General features: G+C 64.6%; 15 protein-coding genes and 1 tRNA gene. 8 read left to right on the top strand and 8 right to left on the bottom strand.

Translation table 11 applies throughout. From position 1 onward, the window contains the following. Nucleotides 1-151: 151 nt before the first annotated feature. Nucleotides 152-745, bottom strand: coding sequence for a TetR/AcrR family transcriptional regulator (locus VOI27_RS15290; RefSeq protein WP_323766232.1), 594 nt, complete (start codon nucleotides 743-745; stop codon nucleotides 152-154). A 102-nt stretch (nucleotides 746-847) separates the two neighbouring features. On the opposite strand from VOI27_RS15290, the gene VOI27_RS15285 reads away from it, so the two are divergent. From VOI27_RS15285 to VOI27_RS15255, 7 genes are all read left to right on the top strand, one after another. Continuing rightward, nucleotides 848-1,156, top strand: coding sequence for a hypothetical protein (locus VOI27_RS15285; protein ID WP_323766231.1), 309 nt, complete (start codon nucleotides 848-850; stop codon nucleotides 1,154-1,156). Nucleotides 1,157-1,241: 85 nt separating this feature from the next. Further along, nucleotides 1,242-2,528, top strand: a complete 1,287-nt coding sequence (locus VOI27_RS15280) for a homoserine dehydrogenase (protein WP_323766230.1) — start codon at nucleotides 1,242-1,244, stop codon at nucleotides 2,526-2,528. 83 nt (nucleotides 2,529-2,611) lie between these two features. Then, nucleotides 2,612-3,757: an HPP family protein gene (locus VOI27_RS15275; protein ID WP_323766229.1), complete on the top strand. Its 1,146-nt coding sequence runs from the start codon at nucleotides 2,612-2,614 to the stop codon at nucleotides 3,755-3,757. A gap of 91 nt (nucleotides 3,758-3,848) precedes the next feature. Continuing rightward, nucleotides 3,849-4,811 carry a class II fructose-bisphosphatase gene (gene glpX / locus VOI27_RS15270; protein WP_323766228.1) on the top strand — a complete coding sequence of 321 codons (963 nt, stop codon included), beginning with the start codon at nucleotides 3,849-3,851 and terminating at the stop codon, nucleotides 4,809-4,811. Next, entirely contained in the window at nucleotides 4,811-5,377 is a 567-nt protein-coding gene (locus tag VOI27_RS15265) for an isochorismatase family protein (protein ID WP_323766227.1), read from the top strand. The genes glpX and VOI27_RS15265 overlap by 1 nt, the downstream gene beginning before the upstream one ends. After that, nucleotides 5,374-7,122 carry a single-stranded-DNA-specific exonuclease RecJ gene (gene recJ, locus VOI27_RS15260; RefSeq protein WP_323766226.1) on the top strand — a complete coding sequence of 583 codons (1,749 nt, stop codon included), beginning with the start codon at nucleotides 5,374-5,376 and terminating at the stop codon, nucleotides 7,120-7,122. The genes VOI27_RS15265 and recJ overlap by 4 nt, the downstream gene beginning before the upstream one ends. Before the next feature lie 240 nt (nucleotides 7,123-7,362). After that, a tRNA-Glu gene (locus tag VOI27_RS15255) sits at nucleotides 7,363-7,437 on the top strand. Nucleotides 7,438-7,519: 82 nt separating this feature from the next. Here VOI27_RS15255 and VOI27_RS15250 read toward each other — a convergent pair. The 7 genes from VOI27_RS15250 to VOI27_RS15220 all read right to left on the bottom strand — a co-directional run bounded on the left by VOI27_RS15250 (nucleotide 7,520) and on the right by VOI27_RS15220 (nucleotide 13,565). Then, entirely contained in the window at nucleotides 7,520-8,647 is a 1,128-nt protein-coding gene (locus VOI27_RS15250) for a site-specific integrase (RefSeq protein WP_323766225.1), read from the bottom strand. Further along, on the bottom strand, nucleotides 8,644-8,847 hold the full coding sequence (locus VOI27_RS15245; protein ID WP_323766224.1) for a hypothetical protein: 204 nt from the start codon (nucleotides 8,845-8,847) through the stop codon (nucleotides 8,644-8,646). Before VOI27_RS15245 ends, VOI27_RS15250 begins: the two co-directional genes overlap by 4 nt. Before the next feature lie 235 nt (nucleotides 8,848-9,082). After that, nucleotides 9,083-9,508 carry a hypothetical protein gene (locus VOI27_RS15240; RefSeq protein ID WP_323766223.1) on the bottom strand — a complete coding sequence of 142 codons (426 nt, stop codon included), beginning with the start codon at nucleotides 9,506-9,508 and terminating at the stop codon, nucleotides 9,083-9,085. Beyond that, nucleotides 9,498-9,884 carry a hypothetical protein gene (locus tag VOI27_RS15235; RefSeq protein WP_323766222.1) on the bottom strand — a complete coding sequence of 129 codons (387 nt, stop codon included), beginning with the start codon at nucleotides 9,882-9,884 and terminating at the stop codon, nucleotides 9,498-9,500. The genes VOI27_RS15240 and VOI27_RS15235 overlap by 11 nt, the downstream gene beginning before the upstream one ends. Before the next feature lie 429 nt (nucleotides 9,885-10,313). Then, nucleotides 10,314-11,444 (bottom strand): hypothetical protein, encoded by a 1,131-nt coding sequence (locus VOI27_RS15230; protein WP_323766221.1) that lies wholly within the window; start codon nucleotides 11,442-11,444, stop codon nucleotides 10,314-10,316. A 461-nt stretch (nucleotides 11,445-11,905) separates the two neighbouring features. After that, nucleotides 11,906-12,214 carry a hypothetical protein gene (locus VOI27_RS15225; protein WP_323766220.1) on the bottom strand — a complete coding sequence of 103 codons (309 nt, stop codon included), beginning with the start codon at nucleotides 12,212-12,214 and terminating at the stop codon, nucleotides 11,906-11,908. A 136-nt stretch (nucleotides 12,215-12,350) separates the two neighbouring features. Continuing rightward, entirely contained in the window at nucleotides 12,351-13,565 is a 1,215-nt protein-coding gene (locus VOI27_RS15220) for a MobA/MobL family protein (RefSeq protein ID WP_323766219.1), read from the bottom strand. A gap of 192 nt (nucleotides 13,566-13,757) precedes the next feature. Here VOI27_RS15220 and VOI27_RS15215 point away from each other — a divergent pair. After that, nucleotides 13,758-13,937, top strand: a 180-nt coding sequence (locus VOI27_RS15215) for a hypothetical protein (RefSeq protein WP_323766218.1), incomplete at its 3' end; no start/stop codon positions are given.

Below are 13,937 nucleotides of genomic sequence, written 5' to 3'. Positions count from 1 at the left end.
GACCCCGGGGCCCCTCGCTGGCGTCTCGCGTGGTGTTGGCCGGGAGGTCCCGGGCGGCGGCCGGGACGGCGGGCTGGCAGGGGGTGGCTGCAAGCGGGTCAAGGTGGGCTCGGCCCCCGGGAATATTTCCCGTCCATAAGGAGTCCGGAGGTCAGCCGCGGGCGCCGACCGCGCCGCACACCATGTCCCAGTAGATCTGCTGCACCTCGTCGAGCGACAGCCGGCCGCCGGTGCGGTACCAGGTGTTGACCCCGGTGAGCATCGCGATCACCGCCAGCGTGGCGATCTTGGTATCGGGCATCTCGAAGTCGCCGCGGGCCACACCGGCGCGCAGGATCGCCTCGAGCTCGTCCTCATAGGCGCGGCGCAGCTGCTCGATCACCGTGAAATTCTCGGGCGCGAGGTTGCGCAGCTCCATGTAGGAGACAAAGATCGCCTCCGGCCGCTCGAGGTTGAAGCGGATGTGGAAGCGGGTGAAGACCTCGAGCCGCGCCACGGGGTCTTGCGCTGACGGCTCCTCCGCCCAGGCGGCGAGCAGATCGTCCATGTGACCCTTGAGCAGCGAGAACAGCAGGCTTTGCTTGTCGGGCGTGTAGTTGTAGAGCGCTCCGGCCTGGACCCCGACCTCGGCCGCGATCTGGCGCATCGAGACCGCGGCAAAGCCATGCCGCGCGAAAAGCCGCAGCGCCGCGGCGCGGACCCGGGGGCCGGTGATGTCGGAATGCGAACCTTGGGTGCGTGCCATGGGCGCAGCATAGAACTGAACGATCGTTCAGATCAATCACCAATCCTTGCCCCCGCGGGCCCGATGCGGCATGAGGGGGGCCATCAACCCTGCGGAGCCGCCATGCGCCTGATCCGGTCCAGTTTCTGCCTCGGCCTGATGGTCTGCACGCTGATCGCCTGCACCCAATTCCCCGAGCTGGCCGAGAGCGAGGGCCCTGACGTGGCCAGCGCGCCCTACCCGCGGCTTCTGAGTGTCGAGGAGCTGGCGGCGGTGCCCGAGGCCCGGACCTCTCTGGCGCTGACCCGCTCGGTGCAGGCGCGGATCCGCGGGCTCGAGGCGCGCGCGGCGCGGCTGCGCGGCCCGGTGATCGACCGGGCAACGCGCGCGCGCATGGCCCGCGGCATCGACGATATCCCGGCGCCCGAATAGGCGGCAGCGCGCATCCTTGCCGTTGCACCCTGTCGCGGTTGGCGATACATCGCGCGAAACCCCTGATCTGCTGGAGGATATCCCCATGACCACACCCCTACGCCTCGGAATCGCCGGGCTTGGCACGGTCGGCACCGGCACGGTCAAGATCGTCCGGCAGAAGGCGCATCTTCTGGCAGTGCGCGCCGGCCGCCCGGTGGAGATCAGCGCCGTCTCGGCCCGCACCCGCGACAAGGATCGCGGCGTGAACCTGTCTTCCTACGACTGGGAAGACGATCCGGTGGCGCTGGCCAAGCGCGATGACGTCGACGTTTTCGTCGAGCTGATGGGCGGCTCTGACGGGCCGGCCAAGGCCGCCACCGAGGCCGCGCTCAAGGCCGGCAAGGACGTGGTGACCGCCAACAAGGCGATGCTGGCGCTGCACGGGCAGGAACTGGCGCAGCTGGCCGAGGCGAACGGTGCGGTGCTGCGCTTCGAGGCCGCGGTCGCCGGTGGTATCCCGGTGATCAAGTCGCTGACCGAGGGGCTGGCGGGCAACGAGGTGACCCGCGTGCTGGGCGTGATGAACGGCACCTGCAACTACATCCTGACCCGGATGCAAAGCGCCGGGCTGCCCTATGACACGGTCTTCGAGGAAGCCAACCAGCTGGGCTATCTCGAGGCCGATCCGGAGCTTGACGTCGGCGGCATCGATGCCGGCCACAAGCTGTCGCTGCTGTCGGCGATCGCCTTCGGCACCCAGGTGAATTTCGCCGGGGTCGAACTGGAAGGCATCGGCCGCATCCTGATCGAGGACATTCGCGCCGCCGCCGACATGGGCTATCGCATCAAGCTCTTGGGCGTGGCGCAGATGACCGGTCGCGGGCTGGAACAACGGATGTCGCCCTGCCTTGTGCCCGCGGCCTCGCCGCTCGGCCAGCTCGAGGGCGGCACCAACATGGTGGTGATCGAGGGCGATGCGGTCGAGCAGATCGTGCTGCGCGGGCCGGGGGCTGGCGAAGGCCCGACCGCCAGCGCGGTGATGGGCGACGTGATGGACATTGCCCGCGGGCTGCGGGTGAGCACCTTCGGCCAGCCGGCCGCGACGCTCTCGCCTTCGCAACCGGCGCAGAGCGCGGCGCCGGCGCCCTATTACCTGCGGATGACCCTGCGCGACAAGCCCGGCGCGCTGGCCAAGGTGGCGACGCTGCTCGGCGCCTCCGGCATCTCGATCGACCGGATGCGGCAGTACGACCATGCCGACGAGGCCGCGCCGGTGCTGATCGTAACCCACAAGACCCAGCGCTCGGCGCTCAACGAGGCGCTCGAGGCGATGGGTCAGACCGACGTGGTGCTGGGCGAGCCGGTGGCGCTGCGGATCGAAGAGGTCTGAGCGCGATTTCGCGACCGCCCGGCGCTTGAAATCCGGGAGGTTTGCTGAAATTCAGGGCGGAACCGCTTGAGGGGCCGCCGACCGTGCACATTCTGCGATCTCTGGGTCCTGCCGTGGCCCGCACCGCGCCGACCGAGGCGCTGCGCGCCGGGATCGGCGCCTTTGCCGGGCTGGCGGTCACCGGCCTGTTCCTGCTGTCTCCGGCGGTCGATCTCGAGCTCGGAATGTACCTCGTCGCGCCGTTCGGCGCCTCCTCGGTGCTGCTCTTTGCCGTGCCCAACAGTCCGCTGGCCCAGCCCTGGTCGGCGATCGTCGGCAACACGCTGGCGGCCTTGGTGGGGGTTGCGGTGGCGCTGCTGGTACCGGAGGCTTCGCTGCGCATCGCGCTGGCGGTGGGGCTGGCGGTGACGGTCACGATCCTCTGCCGCGCGGTGCATCCGCCGGCCGGTGCCGTGGCGATGACCGCGGCGATGAGCCCAGAGGCGGTCGAGCGGCTGGGCTTCTGGTTTGCCCTGGCGCCGGTCGGGCTGGGCACCGTTGCGCTCGTCGCGCTGGCGGCGCTCTATGCCAGGCTGACCGGGCGGCACTATCCCTTTCGCCAGTTCGACGCGCCCGGCAGCCACGGCACCGAGGACGCCGATCCGGCCGAGAGGCTGGGCCTGTCAGAGGAGGAACTGACCGCGATTCTCGAGCGCTACCGGCAGTCCTTCAACCTTGGCGTCGAAGACCTCGCGCGGCTGATCGGCGCGGCCGAACTGCAGGCGGCGACCCATCACACCGGCCCGCTGACCGCGGCCGACATCATGTCGCGCGACCTGATCACCGTCACCCCGGAGACGCCGCTGGGCGAGGTCGCCGATCTCTTTGCGCGCCATCGCATCACTTCGCTGCCGGTGGTCGGGCCGGAGGCGCGGTTTCTCGGGGTGATCTTCCAGATCCACCTGATTACCCGCAGCCGCGAGGATGCGCTGCGGCTCGGGCGCGGCTTCGGCCCGGCGCTGCGGCGGCTGCTCGACCGTGAACGCGCGCAGCCGGTGCGCGCCGGCGACATCATGAGCGTCGCCGGCCCGCGCGCCACCACCGCCACGCCGATTGCCGCACTGATGCCGCTGATGGCCGAAGGCGAGGTCGACGCGGTGCCGGTGCTGGAGCGCGGCCGCATCACGGGCATCGTCACCCGCACCGATTTCATCGCGGCGCTGGCCCGTCGCAGCGTGCGCGCCTCCTGACTGGCCGCACCGAGGGGCGCAAGCCACTTGCAGCCACAACCCCGCACAAGGTAGTCAGTGGCCGACGCTTATCTCACAAAGGATTCCGCCCATGGCCCCCAAGGATTTCAACGACCGCATGCTGTCTCTGGGCCTTGCCCGGGTGGCCGAACAGGCCGCCATCGCAAGCGCCAAGCTGATTGGACGCGGCGACGAGAAAGCCGCCGATCAGGCCGCCGTCAACGCCATGCGCGACCAGCTCAACCAGCTGGATATCGAGGGCACCGTGGTGATCGGCGAGGGCGAGCGGGACGAGGCGCCGATGCTGTTCATCGGTGAAGAGGTCGGCACCGGCAAGGGCCCGGCGGTGGACATCGCGCTCGACCCGCTCGAGGGCACCACCCTGACCGCCAAGGACATGCCCAACGCGCTGACCGTGATCGCCATGGGCCCGCGCGGCTCGATGCTGCATGCGCCCGACGTCTACATGGACAAGCTGGCGATCGGCCCGGGCTTCAAGACCGGCGTGGTGACCCTGACGATGAGCCCCTCTGAGCGGGTCTCGGCGCTGGCGGCGGCCAAGGGCTGTTCGACCACCGACATCACCGTCTGCGTGCTGGAACGGCCGCGCCACGAAGAGATGATTGCCGAGCTGCGCGCCACCGGCTGCGCCATCCGGCTGATCACCGATGGTGACGTCGCCGGCGTCATGCATTGCGCCGAGCCCGAACTCACCGGCATCGACATGTACATGGGCTCCGGCGGCGCGCCCGAAGGCGTACTGGCCGCGGCGGCGCTGAAATGCATGGGCGGGCAGATTTACGGCAAGCTGATGTTCCGCAACGACGACGAGAAGGGCCGCGCCAGCAAGGCCGGGATCACCAATTTCGACCGGGTCTATACCCGCGACGACATGGTGACCGCCGACGTGATCTTTGCCGCCACCGGCGTCACCTCGGGCTCGCTCCTGCCGGGGCTGAAGCGCACGCCGGGCTGGACCACCGCCGAGACCCTGCTGATGCGCTCCAAGACCGGATCGGTGCGGCGCATGATCTACCGTCACCCGGAAGAGTGATGGCGGCGACAGCCCTCGTGATGATCGACTTCCAGGCCGGGTTCCACCACCCGGCCTGGGGCGCGCGCAACAACCCCGGCGCCGAGGCCCAGGCCTTACGGCTGGCCGGTCACGCGCGCGCGCAGGGCTGGCCGCTGCACATGGTCCGCCACCTCAGCACCACCCTCGGCAGCCCGCTGCACCCCGAAAGCGGCGGTCTCGCGTTCCTGGCTGGTTTCGCGCCACAGGACGGCGAGACGCTGCATGAAAAGAGCGTCAACTCCGCTTTCATCGGCACCGGTCTCGAGGCCGATCTGCGCGCCCAAGGCGTCACCCATCTGGTGATCTGCGGGCTGACCACGCCGCATTGCGTCTCGACCACCTGCCGCATGGCGGCCAACCTCGGATTTGACGTCACCCTGGCGCATGACGCCTGCGCCGCCGTTGCCGCCAATGCCGATACCTCCTGGCAGCCCGGCCTCGCCGCGCCCGACCCCGAGGCAATCCATGCCGCCGCCATCAGTCACCTGCACGGCGAGTTCGTCACCGCCCGAAGCTGCGCCGAGATCATGGGCGCCGCGCGATGAGTGCCTTTCTCGGGGTCGAGACCTCGCTCACCAACCGCCGCTGGGTCGGCCCCGGCCTTGCCGTCGAGCGCCAGGCCGATCTGCTGGAGCAGGCCACCGCCCTGCCCCGCGCTCTGGCGCAGGTGCTGGCGCGGCGCGGTGTCGAGGCCGCCGAGGCGCAGGCCTTCCTCGAGCCGAAACTGCGCGACCTGCTGCCGGACCCGCGCCAGATGCGCGACATGGACAAGGCCGCCGCACGGCTGTTGAAGGCGCTGAAGGCCCGCGAACGCATTGCGATCTTTGCCGATTACGACGTCGACGGTGGCTCCTCCGCCGCGCTTCTGATCGCCTGGCTGCGCCACTTCGGCCGGCAGGCGACGCTTTATGTCCCCGACCGCATCGACGAGGGCTATGGCCCCAACGTCCCCGCCATGGCGGCGCTGGCGCGCGACCATGACCTGATCATCTGCGTCGATTGCGGCACGCTCAGCCATGAGCCCATCGCAGCAGCCAAGGGCGCCGACGTGGTGGTGCTCGACCATCACCTTGGCGGCGAGACCCTGCCCGAAGCGGTCGCCGTGGTGAACCCCAACCGGCAGGACGAGGACGGCGCGCTCGGCCATCTCTGCGCCGCGGGTGTGGTCTTCCTCTGCCTTGTCGAGGCCGGGCGGCAGCTGCGCGAGGCCGGCGAGGCCGGCCCCAACCTGATGGCGTTGCTCGATCTGGTGGCGCTGGCCACGGTGGCCGATGTGGCGCCGCTGACCGGGGTGAACCGGGCGCTGGTGCGCCAGGGGCTCAAGGTCATGGCCGGTCGCCAGCGCACCGGTCTGGTGGCGCTCTGCGATGCGGCGCGGCTCGACTGCGCTCCGGCGGCCTATCACCTGGGCTATGTGCTGGGCCCGCGGGTCAACGCCGGCGGCCGCATCGGCAAGGCCGATCTCGGCGCCCGGCTGCTCTCGACCGACAACCCCGCCGAGGCCAAGGCGATGGCCGACCGGCTCGAAGAGCTCAACGCCGACCGCCGCGAGATCGAGGCGGCGGTGCGCGCCGCCGCCCTCGCCCAGGCCGAAGACCGCGGGCTCGACGCGCCCTTGGTCTGGGCGGCGGGTGAAGGCTGGCACCCCGGCGTCGTCGGCATCGTCGCCTCGCGGCTGAAGGAGCTGACCAACCGCCCGGCCATCGTGATCGGCTTTGACGGCGATGATGGCAAGGGCTCTGGCCGGTCGGTCATGGGGGTCGATCTGGGCGCCTCGATCCAGAAGCTGGTGGCCGAGGGTCATCTGACCAAGGGCGGCGGCCACCGCATGGCGGCCGGCCTCAGCCTGACCCGCGCGCAGCTGGAGCCGGCGATGGCGCGGCTCTCGGAGCTGCTGGCGCGGCAGGGCGCGGGCGACGCCGGCCCGGCCGACCTGCGCTGCGACGGCGCGCTGATGCCCGGCGCCGCCACCCCCGAGCTGGTCACCCGGCTCGAGGACGCCGGCCCCTATGGCGCCTCGGCCCCGGCCCCGCGCTTTGCCTTTCCCGACATGGCGATCCGCTTTGCCAAGCGTGCCGGCGAGAGCCACCTGCGGCTGAGCTTTTCCGACGGGCTGACCCCGCCGCTCGACGCCATCGCCTTCGGCGCCTTTGACGGGCCGCTGGGCCAGGTCCTGCTCGATCACGGCGGCGCGCGGTTCCATCTGGCCGGCAAGCTCGACATCAACAGCTGGGGTGGGCGTCAGAAGGTCCAGCTCCGCCTTGACGACGCCGCCCGCGCCGGCGCGTAAGTCCGCCGCCCGCGCGTCCTGCCGGGCCGGACACCACGGCCTGTGGATAAATCCGCGCTAAGACGACGGATTTCAATGCAACGATATCAAAGCCTTACGCGACAAATCGTCAGATCGGAAAAAATCTCTCCTTCGGGGGATTTTTTTCATTTTTCCGCTTGCGCATACCTGCCGCATTACTTAGAACCCGCCTCACGCCGCAGGGTTGGCGACACAGACAACCCCGCAGCGGAACAGAGTGGCCCGTTCGTCTATCGGTTAGGACGCCAGGTTTTCAACCTGGAAAGAGGGGTTCGATTCCCCTACGGGCTGCCACTTCCTCCACCAAGTCGTTGATTTCATTGGGCCTCCCTTCGGGTAGTGTCCCACGAATTTAGCACCGTGGGACACCTGCTCTTCAGTCAAGGTTACGACGACGGTCAGCTGCCTGCTTGGCAAGAGCCGCACGCTCGTATTTCTTGGTGTAGATTTCAGCGGTCTTGATGTCGCTGTGCGACAGCAGAGCCATCACTTCGTAAACCGAACCACCTTGTTCAGCGATCTCTTCCGCGCGAGCTTTCCGGAGACCGTGCTGCGAGCGTGTGGCCTTCTTGACCTCCTTGCCGGCCGCATCGAGCTCCACCGTGCAAAGGCCAGCTGCGATGATCCACTTCCGCACGCGGTTGTCGAGGCTCCCGGATGACGCGAAAGGCTTTCCGTTATCTGTGAAGAGAAATGCGGGAGCGTCGTCAGGAAGACCCGCAAGCTCCATCATGAGCTCAGCGCTCATTGGCACCTCTACGGGCTGGGACCCCTTTTTGCTTGGCTGCCAAGACAGCACCTGTTGATCCGCACGGAACTGCGAATTCTTGGGACCGAGCGTGTGCATGTCGCCGATACGACCGGCCGTATCACTCGCAAGAAGGAACCACCTCCGAGCCATCGTTCCAGGACCGTGATGATCGAGAAACTTCTTCCTTTCCTCTTTGGTCCACGGCACAGCTCCCCCTTTCGAGACATGCGGGTTGCTTAGCTTGAACACAGGGCTACCCACCGGGAATCCGCGTTCCTCCCCCCATGAATACGCCGCTCGCAATGCCTTCAGACATGTCGCGGCGGCACCAGTTTTCGCTCCGAACGAATCTCGGATGTGTGAGAACGCGCTCGCCGGCATTGATGCCTTTACGGCGCCCATTCGCGCTTTGCCGTTTGGCGTGAGGCAATCACAAGCCTGCCTCAATCCGCGCTCACGGCTTTCGAGCGTTTTCTGACTGAGGTTTCCTGCCTGCACCTGAACTTCCATCCATTTCACATATCGCTCCCGCAACTCATCCAGCGATCCCGACACGGGCCTGGCGTCCGGACTTATTTTCAGCTTCTCACCAAACCGGGCGGCCTCGTAGTGTGCTTGGAAGTCCGGGTGCTCCGGGCCCACCGGGATCGTGATCTTTCGCCGCTTCTCGCCTTCCACGCGGACACGCCAGCGCACACTGCCGGCCGCCGTTTTTTCCTCACACAGTCCGGGAAATTCAAAGCCGATCTTCATGCGACCTCCTCCCAGTCGAGCGCATCGTCGTTGGCGGCAACGAGGTCACCCTCGGGCAGTTCTTTCTCGATCACTTCCGAGATTTCGATGCGGATTCCGCCGTCAGGTTCAATATGGACAGCGGCGGGTGTCAGCCCGGCTGCGCGAATGGCGCGGATGGCGTTGCCGAGGGAGGCCTTCGTAACTTTCGGAGCGGGCATTCTGTTGCCTCTTTCATTTCTTATCGCGTGATTGCGCGAGCGGTTTCGATGCTTGCGAGCAGCGTTTGCCCCTCGCGAACAGGACCTCGGTTCATCCGTGAAAAAGAATGTGCGGGTTCGAATCCCTGAGCCGAAAGCCGCCTTCGGCAGCCGAAGGGGCACGGCTCAGGGCTTTTTCATGCAATGAAATCAGGCGCATGAAGGGTTCGCAAAAAATCCTGGGTCGGCAAAGAAATTAGTGCAACATGAGTCCGGCTATCCGTTCAGCCTCACGGATTCGGATGGCTTTCGATATCGCTTCTGCGAGATCACACAGTGCAGATTGAAGCTGGACCAGCGCATCGCCTTTGGCCGTCATTTCGGCCTGCTCCCAGCCGCCCGACGTGCAACACTCGTCGTGGACATATGACGTCCGGGTTTCAGCCTCGATGATGGGATCGAGACTGCACGCCAACTCCCGCAGTGCTGCAATCTTCTGCTTCGAAAAGCTGTCGGGGTTCAGATCGCCACTGCTAAGGACGTGAACCTGCTTGAGTTGCTCGGTTGCCAACGCTCCTTCGGCGCCCGCCCCGGCGATGGCATCTGCCAGGGCTTCTGCGGCGCTCAGCGCATCGAAAATAGCTCGGGTGTGCGGATCAGTCAGTTGGGTCTCAAAGGGCATTATAGCGCCCCTCTGCTGCCGTCGCGCGACCGTCTTGTTCCTGCGCACGCACCTCTGCAACTGCTTCGCTGAGCCTTTCGGTCAGAAGGCAGATATCATTGACGTAAGGGGCCGCTGGATCGAGCTTGGCAAAATGCGCCGCTTCAATGCTGCCCTCCTCGAAGACGCAGTCGAGCTTGAGGAGCGACAGAAGCGCGAGAGCCTCCCGGAAGATCCGCCGCGTTACGGGCTGCGGTTGGTTGAGATCATCGAGCAGCCGCTGGGCGCGACGAAGCCAAGGCTGCCCTCCGAGCAGCAGAGCGGCGTTCTGGATTGCCTGAGAGTGTTCGTCTGCAAAACGGTGCAGGGCGGACGCTGACTGGGGAATATCGAACATGCTGTTCTCCATTCGGTGCCTTCGGCAGGATGCCTCAGGTGACAAGAACGGTCTTCCTTCCTTTCCTGACCGCAGTGTGGGAAGCGTTTCCGCTTCGACTTCGAATTTGCAATGGGCTGTCTGGCGTCCTGCTGTTCTCACCGACGGGAACAGCAGAACGACGAACTGCCCATGAATTACCTCCGTTACTTATGTCCGACCCTGACGCACCGGCCGGGCGGGCCGCGGTTGCAGTCTCGCTTTCCGGCAAGTCGCACAAGCAGACGCCCCTCTTCGGCCACCTGTTCGCGAAGTTCTCCGCAGGGGTCTGCGCGCCTTTATCGAAGTGCTTTGCGGGGTGCTGGGGGCGGTGAGTGGACCCTGATGCTTTCCTGTGGGAGCGCCAAAGGCTTGGCTATAGCCCTGAAGCGGACACGGACCTGTCCGGACCTACACCGTGGGGGCACCAGGGAGCTTTCCTTCACGCTTCAGCTCGTAATACTTGGTCCGACCGATGTTGAGCGCCTTCCACGGTTGCTCTCGAGCGGCGCAATTCTTCTGAAGATATTCAGCCCGCGTTCTGGCACCCTTCTCTTCCCGGCGGCGCCGTTCAGCGTCCGCCCTGCGCCGCTTTCTTTCCTGGTCAGGAATGATTTGTTTCAGCCCAATCTCCCGCGCGACAGCAGGCGTGATGCCCAGATTCTCGGCGATCGTGGCTCCGGCATATTGGTATCGACCATTACTTGAGAAAGTCGATGTGTAGGGGAGCTTCGACTTACTCGAAGCCTGCTTGGCAATCGCCTCAACTTCCGACCGCGGAAGACCGGGTGTGGCCTCCTCCGCGATCTGTCGCACCTCCTCAGCGATGTCTGCAACGTCTGGAATGTGCGTCAGGCAGGTTGCAACAAAATGCAGCCAGGTGTTCCTCATGCCGGTAGGAATGAGCCCGCCATGGAAGCCCCGAAACACTTCAAGATCTTCGAGAATGAGCTTGAACCGGTGAGCTGGAGGCAACCCTCGCGGCATCGGGGCACCGCTTTCTCGCTTGCGCTTTCTCTGCTTCCGTTTGGTCTCCAACTCTGCCCGGGTCGGTCGGCCACTGGCGATGTAAATCTGGTCGGCAAGGGCATCAAAGTTGTGACGCCGGCCGGTGCCGCCGCTCACGCGAACGGTTTTCCCGCACTTTTCGTTGGTGCTCCCTGGTATTCGGAAGATGCGAACGGCGTCCTTGCATTTCTTGTCCGCGCCGAAGGGGTCCGAAAACTCGACCAAGGCTCGCATGGCGCCTTGCCATCGCGGGAGCACTGAAACAGGGATTTCTTCGATCAACCAAATTACCGCTAAGCCCCGCCCGGTGTGCAGGTAAATTGTAGGGTCCGGCATTCCCGAATTCGAAAGCTTCTCTGTATAAGCCGCCTGCACTACATTAGGGCTTTTCCCCTGCCAGCCGATACAGCTGAAATAATCGAGATCCACATAAAGGGCATTAAGCGCGGCGAGCTTGTTGCCGTTCCGGTGACCCCAGAATCGATTGAGGGTAAGATAGCTCGTTTGATCGAGAAACATCGGCATGTGGGTCATTAACTGCTCGTATCGCAAAGCGTAGTGTCCAAAATGAACACCCTCAGATTTGCAAAAGACGATCGCCTGCCCCCGTGACTCCGAGGGATGTAGTAAGCGGTAGTAGTCCTCGGCAGAGAGATCGTAAATTTGGTCGGACGGGGCGAATTCGCGGGGATCAGTATGCTTCATCCCAGGGAATTACGTCCGACCCGATAACCCGAGAAATATTTGGGGCGATTTAGCGCAAGCCGTAGTGCGGCCGCGCCGGGTTTCGGCCGGAACCGCGGATGGCCTTTCGACTTACTATCCTTGACCTACTTTTCTGACAACTTACCAGACCGACCTACGAACTTACTGACTTCCATACTTTCCAACCAACCAATTAACTTTTCCGAAGTAAGAAAAAAGTTGAGAAAGTTGTTTCTGCCTTTCTGAAACCGGCCCCAAGTCCCTCCTGCATTCGATCAAAAAAGGAGAAATCAGTGCGCAAACCCATTTACACCGACGAACAGATCATCCAGGCGGGCGAAGCCTTGATGGCGAAATTGGGACGGGAGGTCTCTGCTACCGATATCCATAAGGCGCTCGACGGCAAAGGTAAATTCTCGAGAATTCGAGAAATTTGGGAGGCTCATCAAGCAACGCGGGATGAAGCGGACCAAACCGAAATCCCGCTGCCCGATGAAGCGCAAGCCCAGCTTGAGGCAACCGTGGCCACCCTCGAGCAGTCCCTCGAGGTCATCGTCAAGCAGGTGATCGCTCGCATGACCGAGCAGCAGCTCAGACAAGCCTCCCTCCGGGATCGCGACTTCGCGCTACTTGAAGCCGAGCACATGAAGAAAATCCAAAAGTTGGAAGAGGAGGTCGCCTACCTGGAAGAGTGCGTGGACGAAATGCAGGCTCAGGCTGAGGCTGAGGCTGACGTTATCGAAAACGAGGGCCCCGAACTCGAACAACCTTCACCTCAAGAACAGGCTCCGGTTGCGGCCGCCCCGCGGGCGGCTCGTAAGTCTCCAAATCCAAGAGTGAAGAAAACTGATCGCACACCGCGGAAGACGAGTCGTCCTCGCTGCCCAGCGCCCACGAAATAGCAGCAGCAAGGGCTGACTCCGATTTGAGACTATCGAACTGGGTCGCCTGCGCCAATGCGGCGCCTGCGTCTCGGGCGGACTTGGTCTTTTGAAGCCGGTGCTGTTCAGCATCGGCTTTTTTCTTTCGCGCGTTGTCGCGCTCCCATGCCTGCGCTTCGCCGTCTGCGCGCACCTTTTGGCGTTCCAGTGCTCTTAGCACCATCCAAGACTCCCATAGCGCCTCGTTGTTTGCCTTGACTTCGGCCCGCTGGCGACCGGCTGCGCTGTTATCCTGTCCCTTCTCTTCCAGCCGCCGCGAACGCTCAGCGCGACGAGGACCGAGATGATTCTGCGCAATCAATCCTTCCGGCGCATCACCAGCTTTAGCCATGTCCTTGTAGGAGCGCAGGTCGACCCGTGCAGAGGCCCCTACCCGCGCCAGTGCCGCGTTGGTTCGGTTCGCCCACTCTTGCCTGATCCGCCGGATCTCCTCCGGCCCCGTCTTCTTGTCATCCAGAACTCTGGTTTTCGCCCCCATGGCGCCGGTGCGGGGGCAGACCTTACGCGTCGTCATCAGGATGTGCGCATGAAAGTTCCGGTTAGTGATCTCGTCGTCAAAGAGGGCTGCCAAGTAATCGTCTCGCGCCATGTCGAGCTTGCCAGCTTGATGACGCCGCTCCGTCGCACGGTTCAGAAACCGCGGGGCATGGATGTTGGCTTGAATGGCCACTCCATATTCGTCACGCAGCCAGAGGCCGAACCCACGAACAAGACGAACCTGCTCGGTCAGCGGTAGCTCGGCAGGCAGGCTGGGGCGCAGTTCGCGGATGACCCGCGCGTTCCTACGGGTCTCAGCTTTCTCAGCAGCGTTCCAGAGCGACGCTGCATCGCCGCTCCAGTTGATCAGCTCGTGCGATAGACATCCGCCGGTTTTCCCCGCCCTGAACCGCTTCCCGAGCCGCTCATCCCGGTAGGAAGAGCGAGCGCAATAGGCTGCGGATTTGACAGCGCCTCGCCCGTCCGCTCTGGAGTGGATCACGACCTCAAGTCGACTTGCTGGATGTATCATCCAGGGGATGTCGGGCCTAAGCCTGACATCCGCTCCTTCAGCCCCGCTGGCAAGGCGCGCAGGGAAACTTCAGTTTGCGTAACTGCGCGCTTGCCTACGGCAGGCGGGGCAGACAGTTACCGCCGAATTTTTGGGAGCGAAGCTCGGGCGCAGAGCGCATTTCCTTCTCAGACACAGCAAGGAGAACTCTTGATGAAGGACTTGGATATTCGCATTCAGCAGGCGCAAGCCAGAGTTAAAGAGCTGCAAGCTGTCAATCGGCAGGCAATCTTGACCCCCTATCGGCATTCAAAAATGACCCCCTGGATCGCTCGGGTAGCTGGCCCGATGCGGTGTAGCCCTCACACAGCGCAGCCGTATCGGGCCAGCGGG

This window comes from Marinovum sp. (assembly GCF_034669705.1).
Taxonomy (GTDB): Bacteria; Pseudomonadota; Alphaproteobacteria; order Rhodobacterales; family Rhodobacteraceae; genus Marinovum.
Note: the sequence above shows the minus strand (reverse complement) of the source record. Positions and strands in the feature narration are given on the sequence as shown.

What these genes read in the sequence shown, in the direction of transcription:
- VOI27_RS15240 (WP_323766223.1), bottom strand. Translation starts at nt 9,508, where the DNA reads ATGCCCTTTGAGACCCAACTGACTGATCCGCACACCCGAGCTATTTTC.
- glpX (WP_323766228.1), top strand. Translation starts at nt 3,849, where the DNA reads ATGGCCCCCAAGGATTTCAACGACCGCATGCTGTCTCTGGGCCTTGCC.
- VOI27_RS15230 (WP_323766221.1), bottom strand. Translation starts at nt 11,444, where the DNA reads ATGACCCACATGCCGATGTTTCTCGATCAAACGAGCTATCTTACCCTC.
- VOI27_RS15265 (WP_323766227.1), top strand. Translation starts at nt 4,811, where the DNA reads ATGGCGGCGACAGCCCTCGTGATGATCGACTTCCAGGCCGGGTTCCAC.
- VOI27_RS15250 (WP_323766225.1), bottom strand. Translation starts at nt 8,647, where the DNA reads ATGAAGATCGGCTTTGAATTTCCCGGACTGTGTGAGGAAAAAACGGCG.
- recJ (WP_323766226.1), top strand. Translation starts at nt 5,374, where the DNA reads ATGAGTGCCTTTCTCGGGGTCGAGACCTCGCTCACCAACCGCCGCTGG.
- VOI27_RS15245 (WP_323766224.1), bottom strand. Translation starts at nt 8,847, where the DNA reads ATGCCCGCTCCGAAAGTTACGAAGGCCTCCCTCGGCAACGCCATCCGC.
- VOI27_RS15285 (WP_323766231.1), top strand. Translation starts at nt 848, where the DNA reads ATGCGCCTGATCCGGTCCAGTTTCTGCCTCGGCCTGATGGTCTGCACG.
- VOI27_RS15235 (WP_323766222.1), bottom strand. Translation starts at nt 9,884, where the DNA reads ATGTTCGATATTCCCCAGTCAGCGTCCGCCCTGCACCGTTTTGCAGAC.
- VOI27_RS15290 (WP_323766232.1), bottom strand. Translation starts at nt 745, where the DNA reads ATGGCACGCACCCAAGGTTCGCATTCCGACATCACCGGCCCCCGGGTC.
- VOI27_RS15220 (WP_323766219.1), bottom strand. Translation starts at nt 13,565, where the DNA reads ATGATACATCCAGCAAGTCGACTTGAGGTCGTGATCCACTCCAGAGCG.
- VOI27_RS15280 (WP_323766230.1), top strand. Translation starts at nt 1,242, where the DNA reads ATGACCACACCCCTACGCCTCGGAATCGCCGGGCTTGGCACGGTCGGC.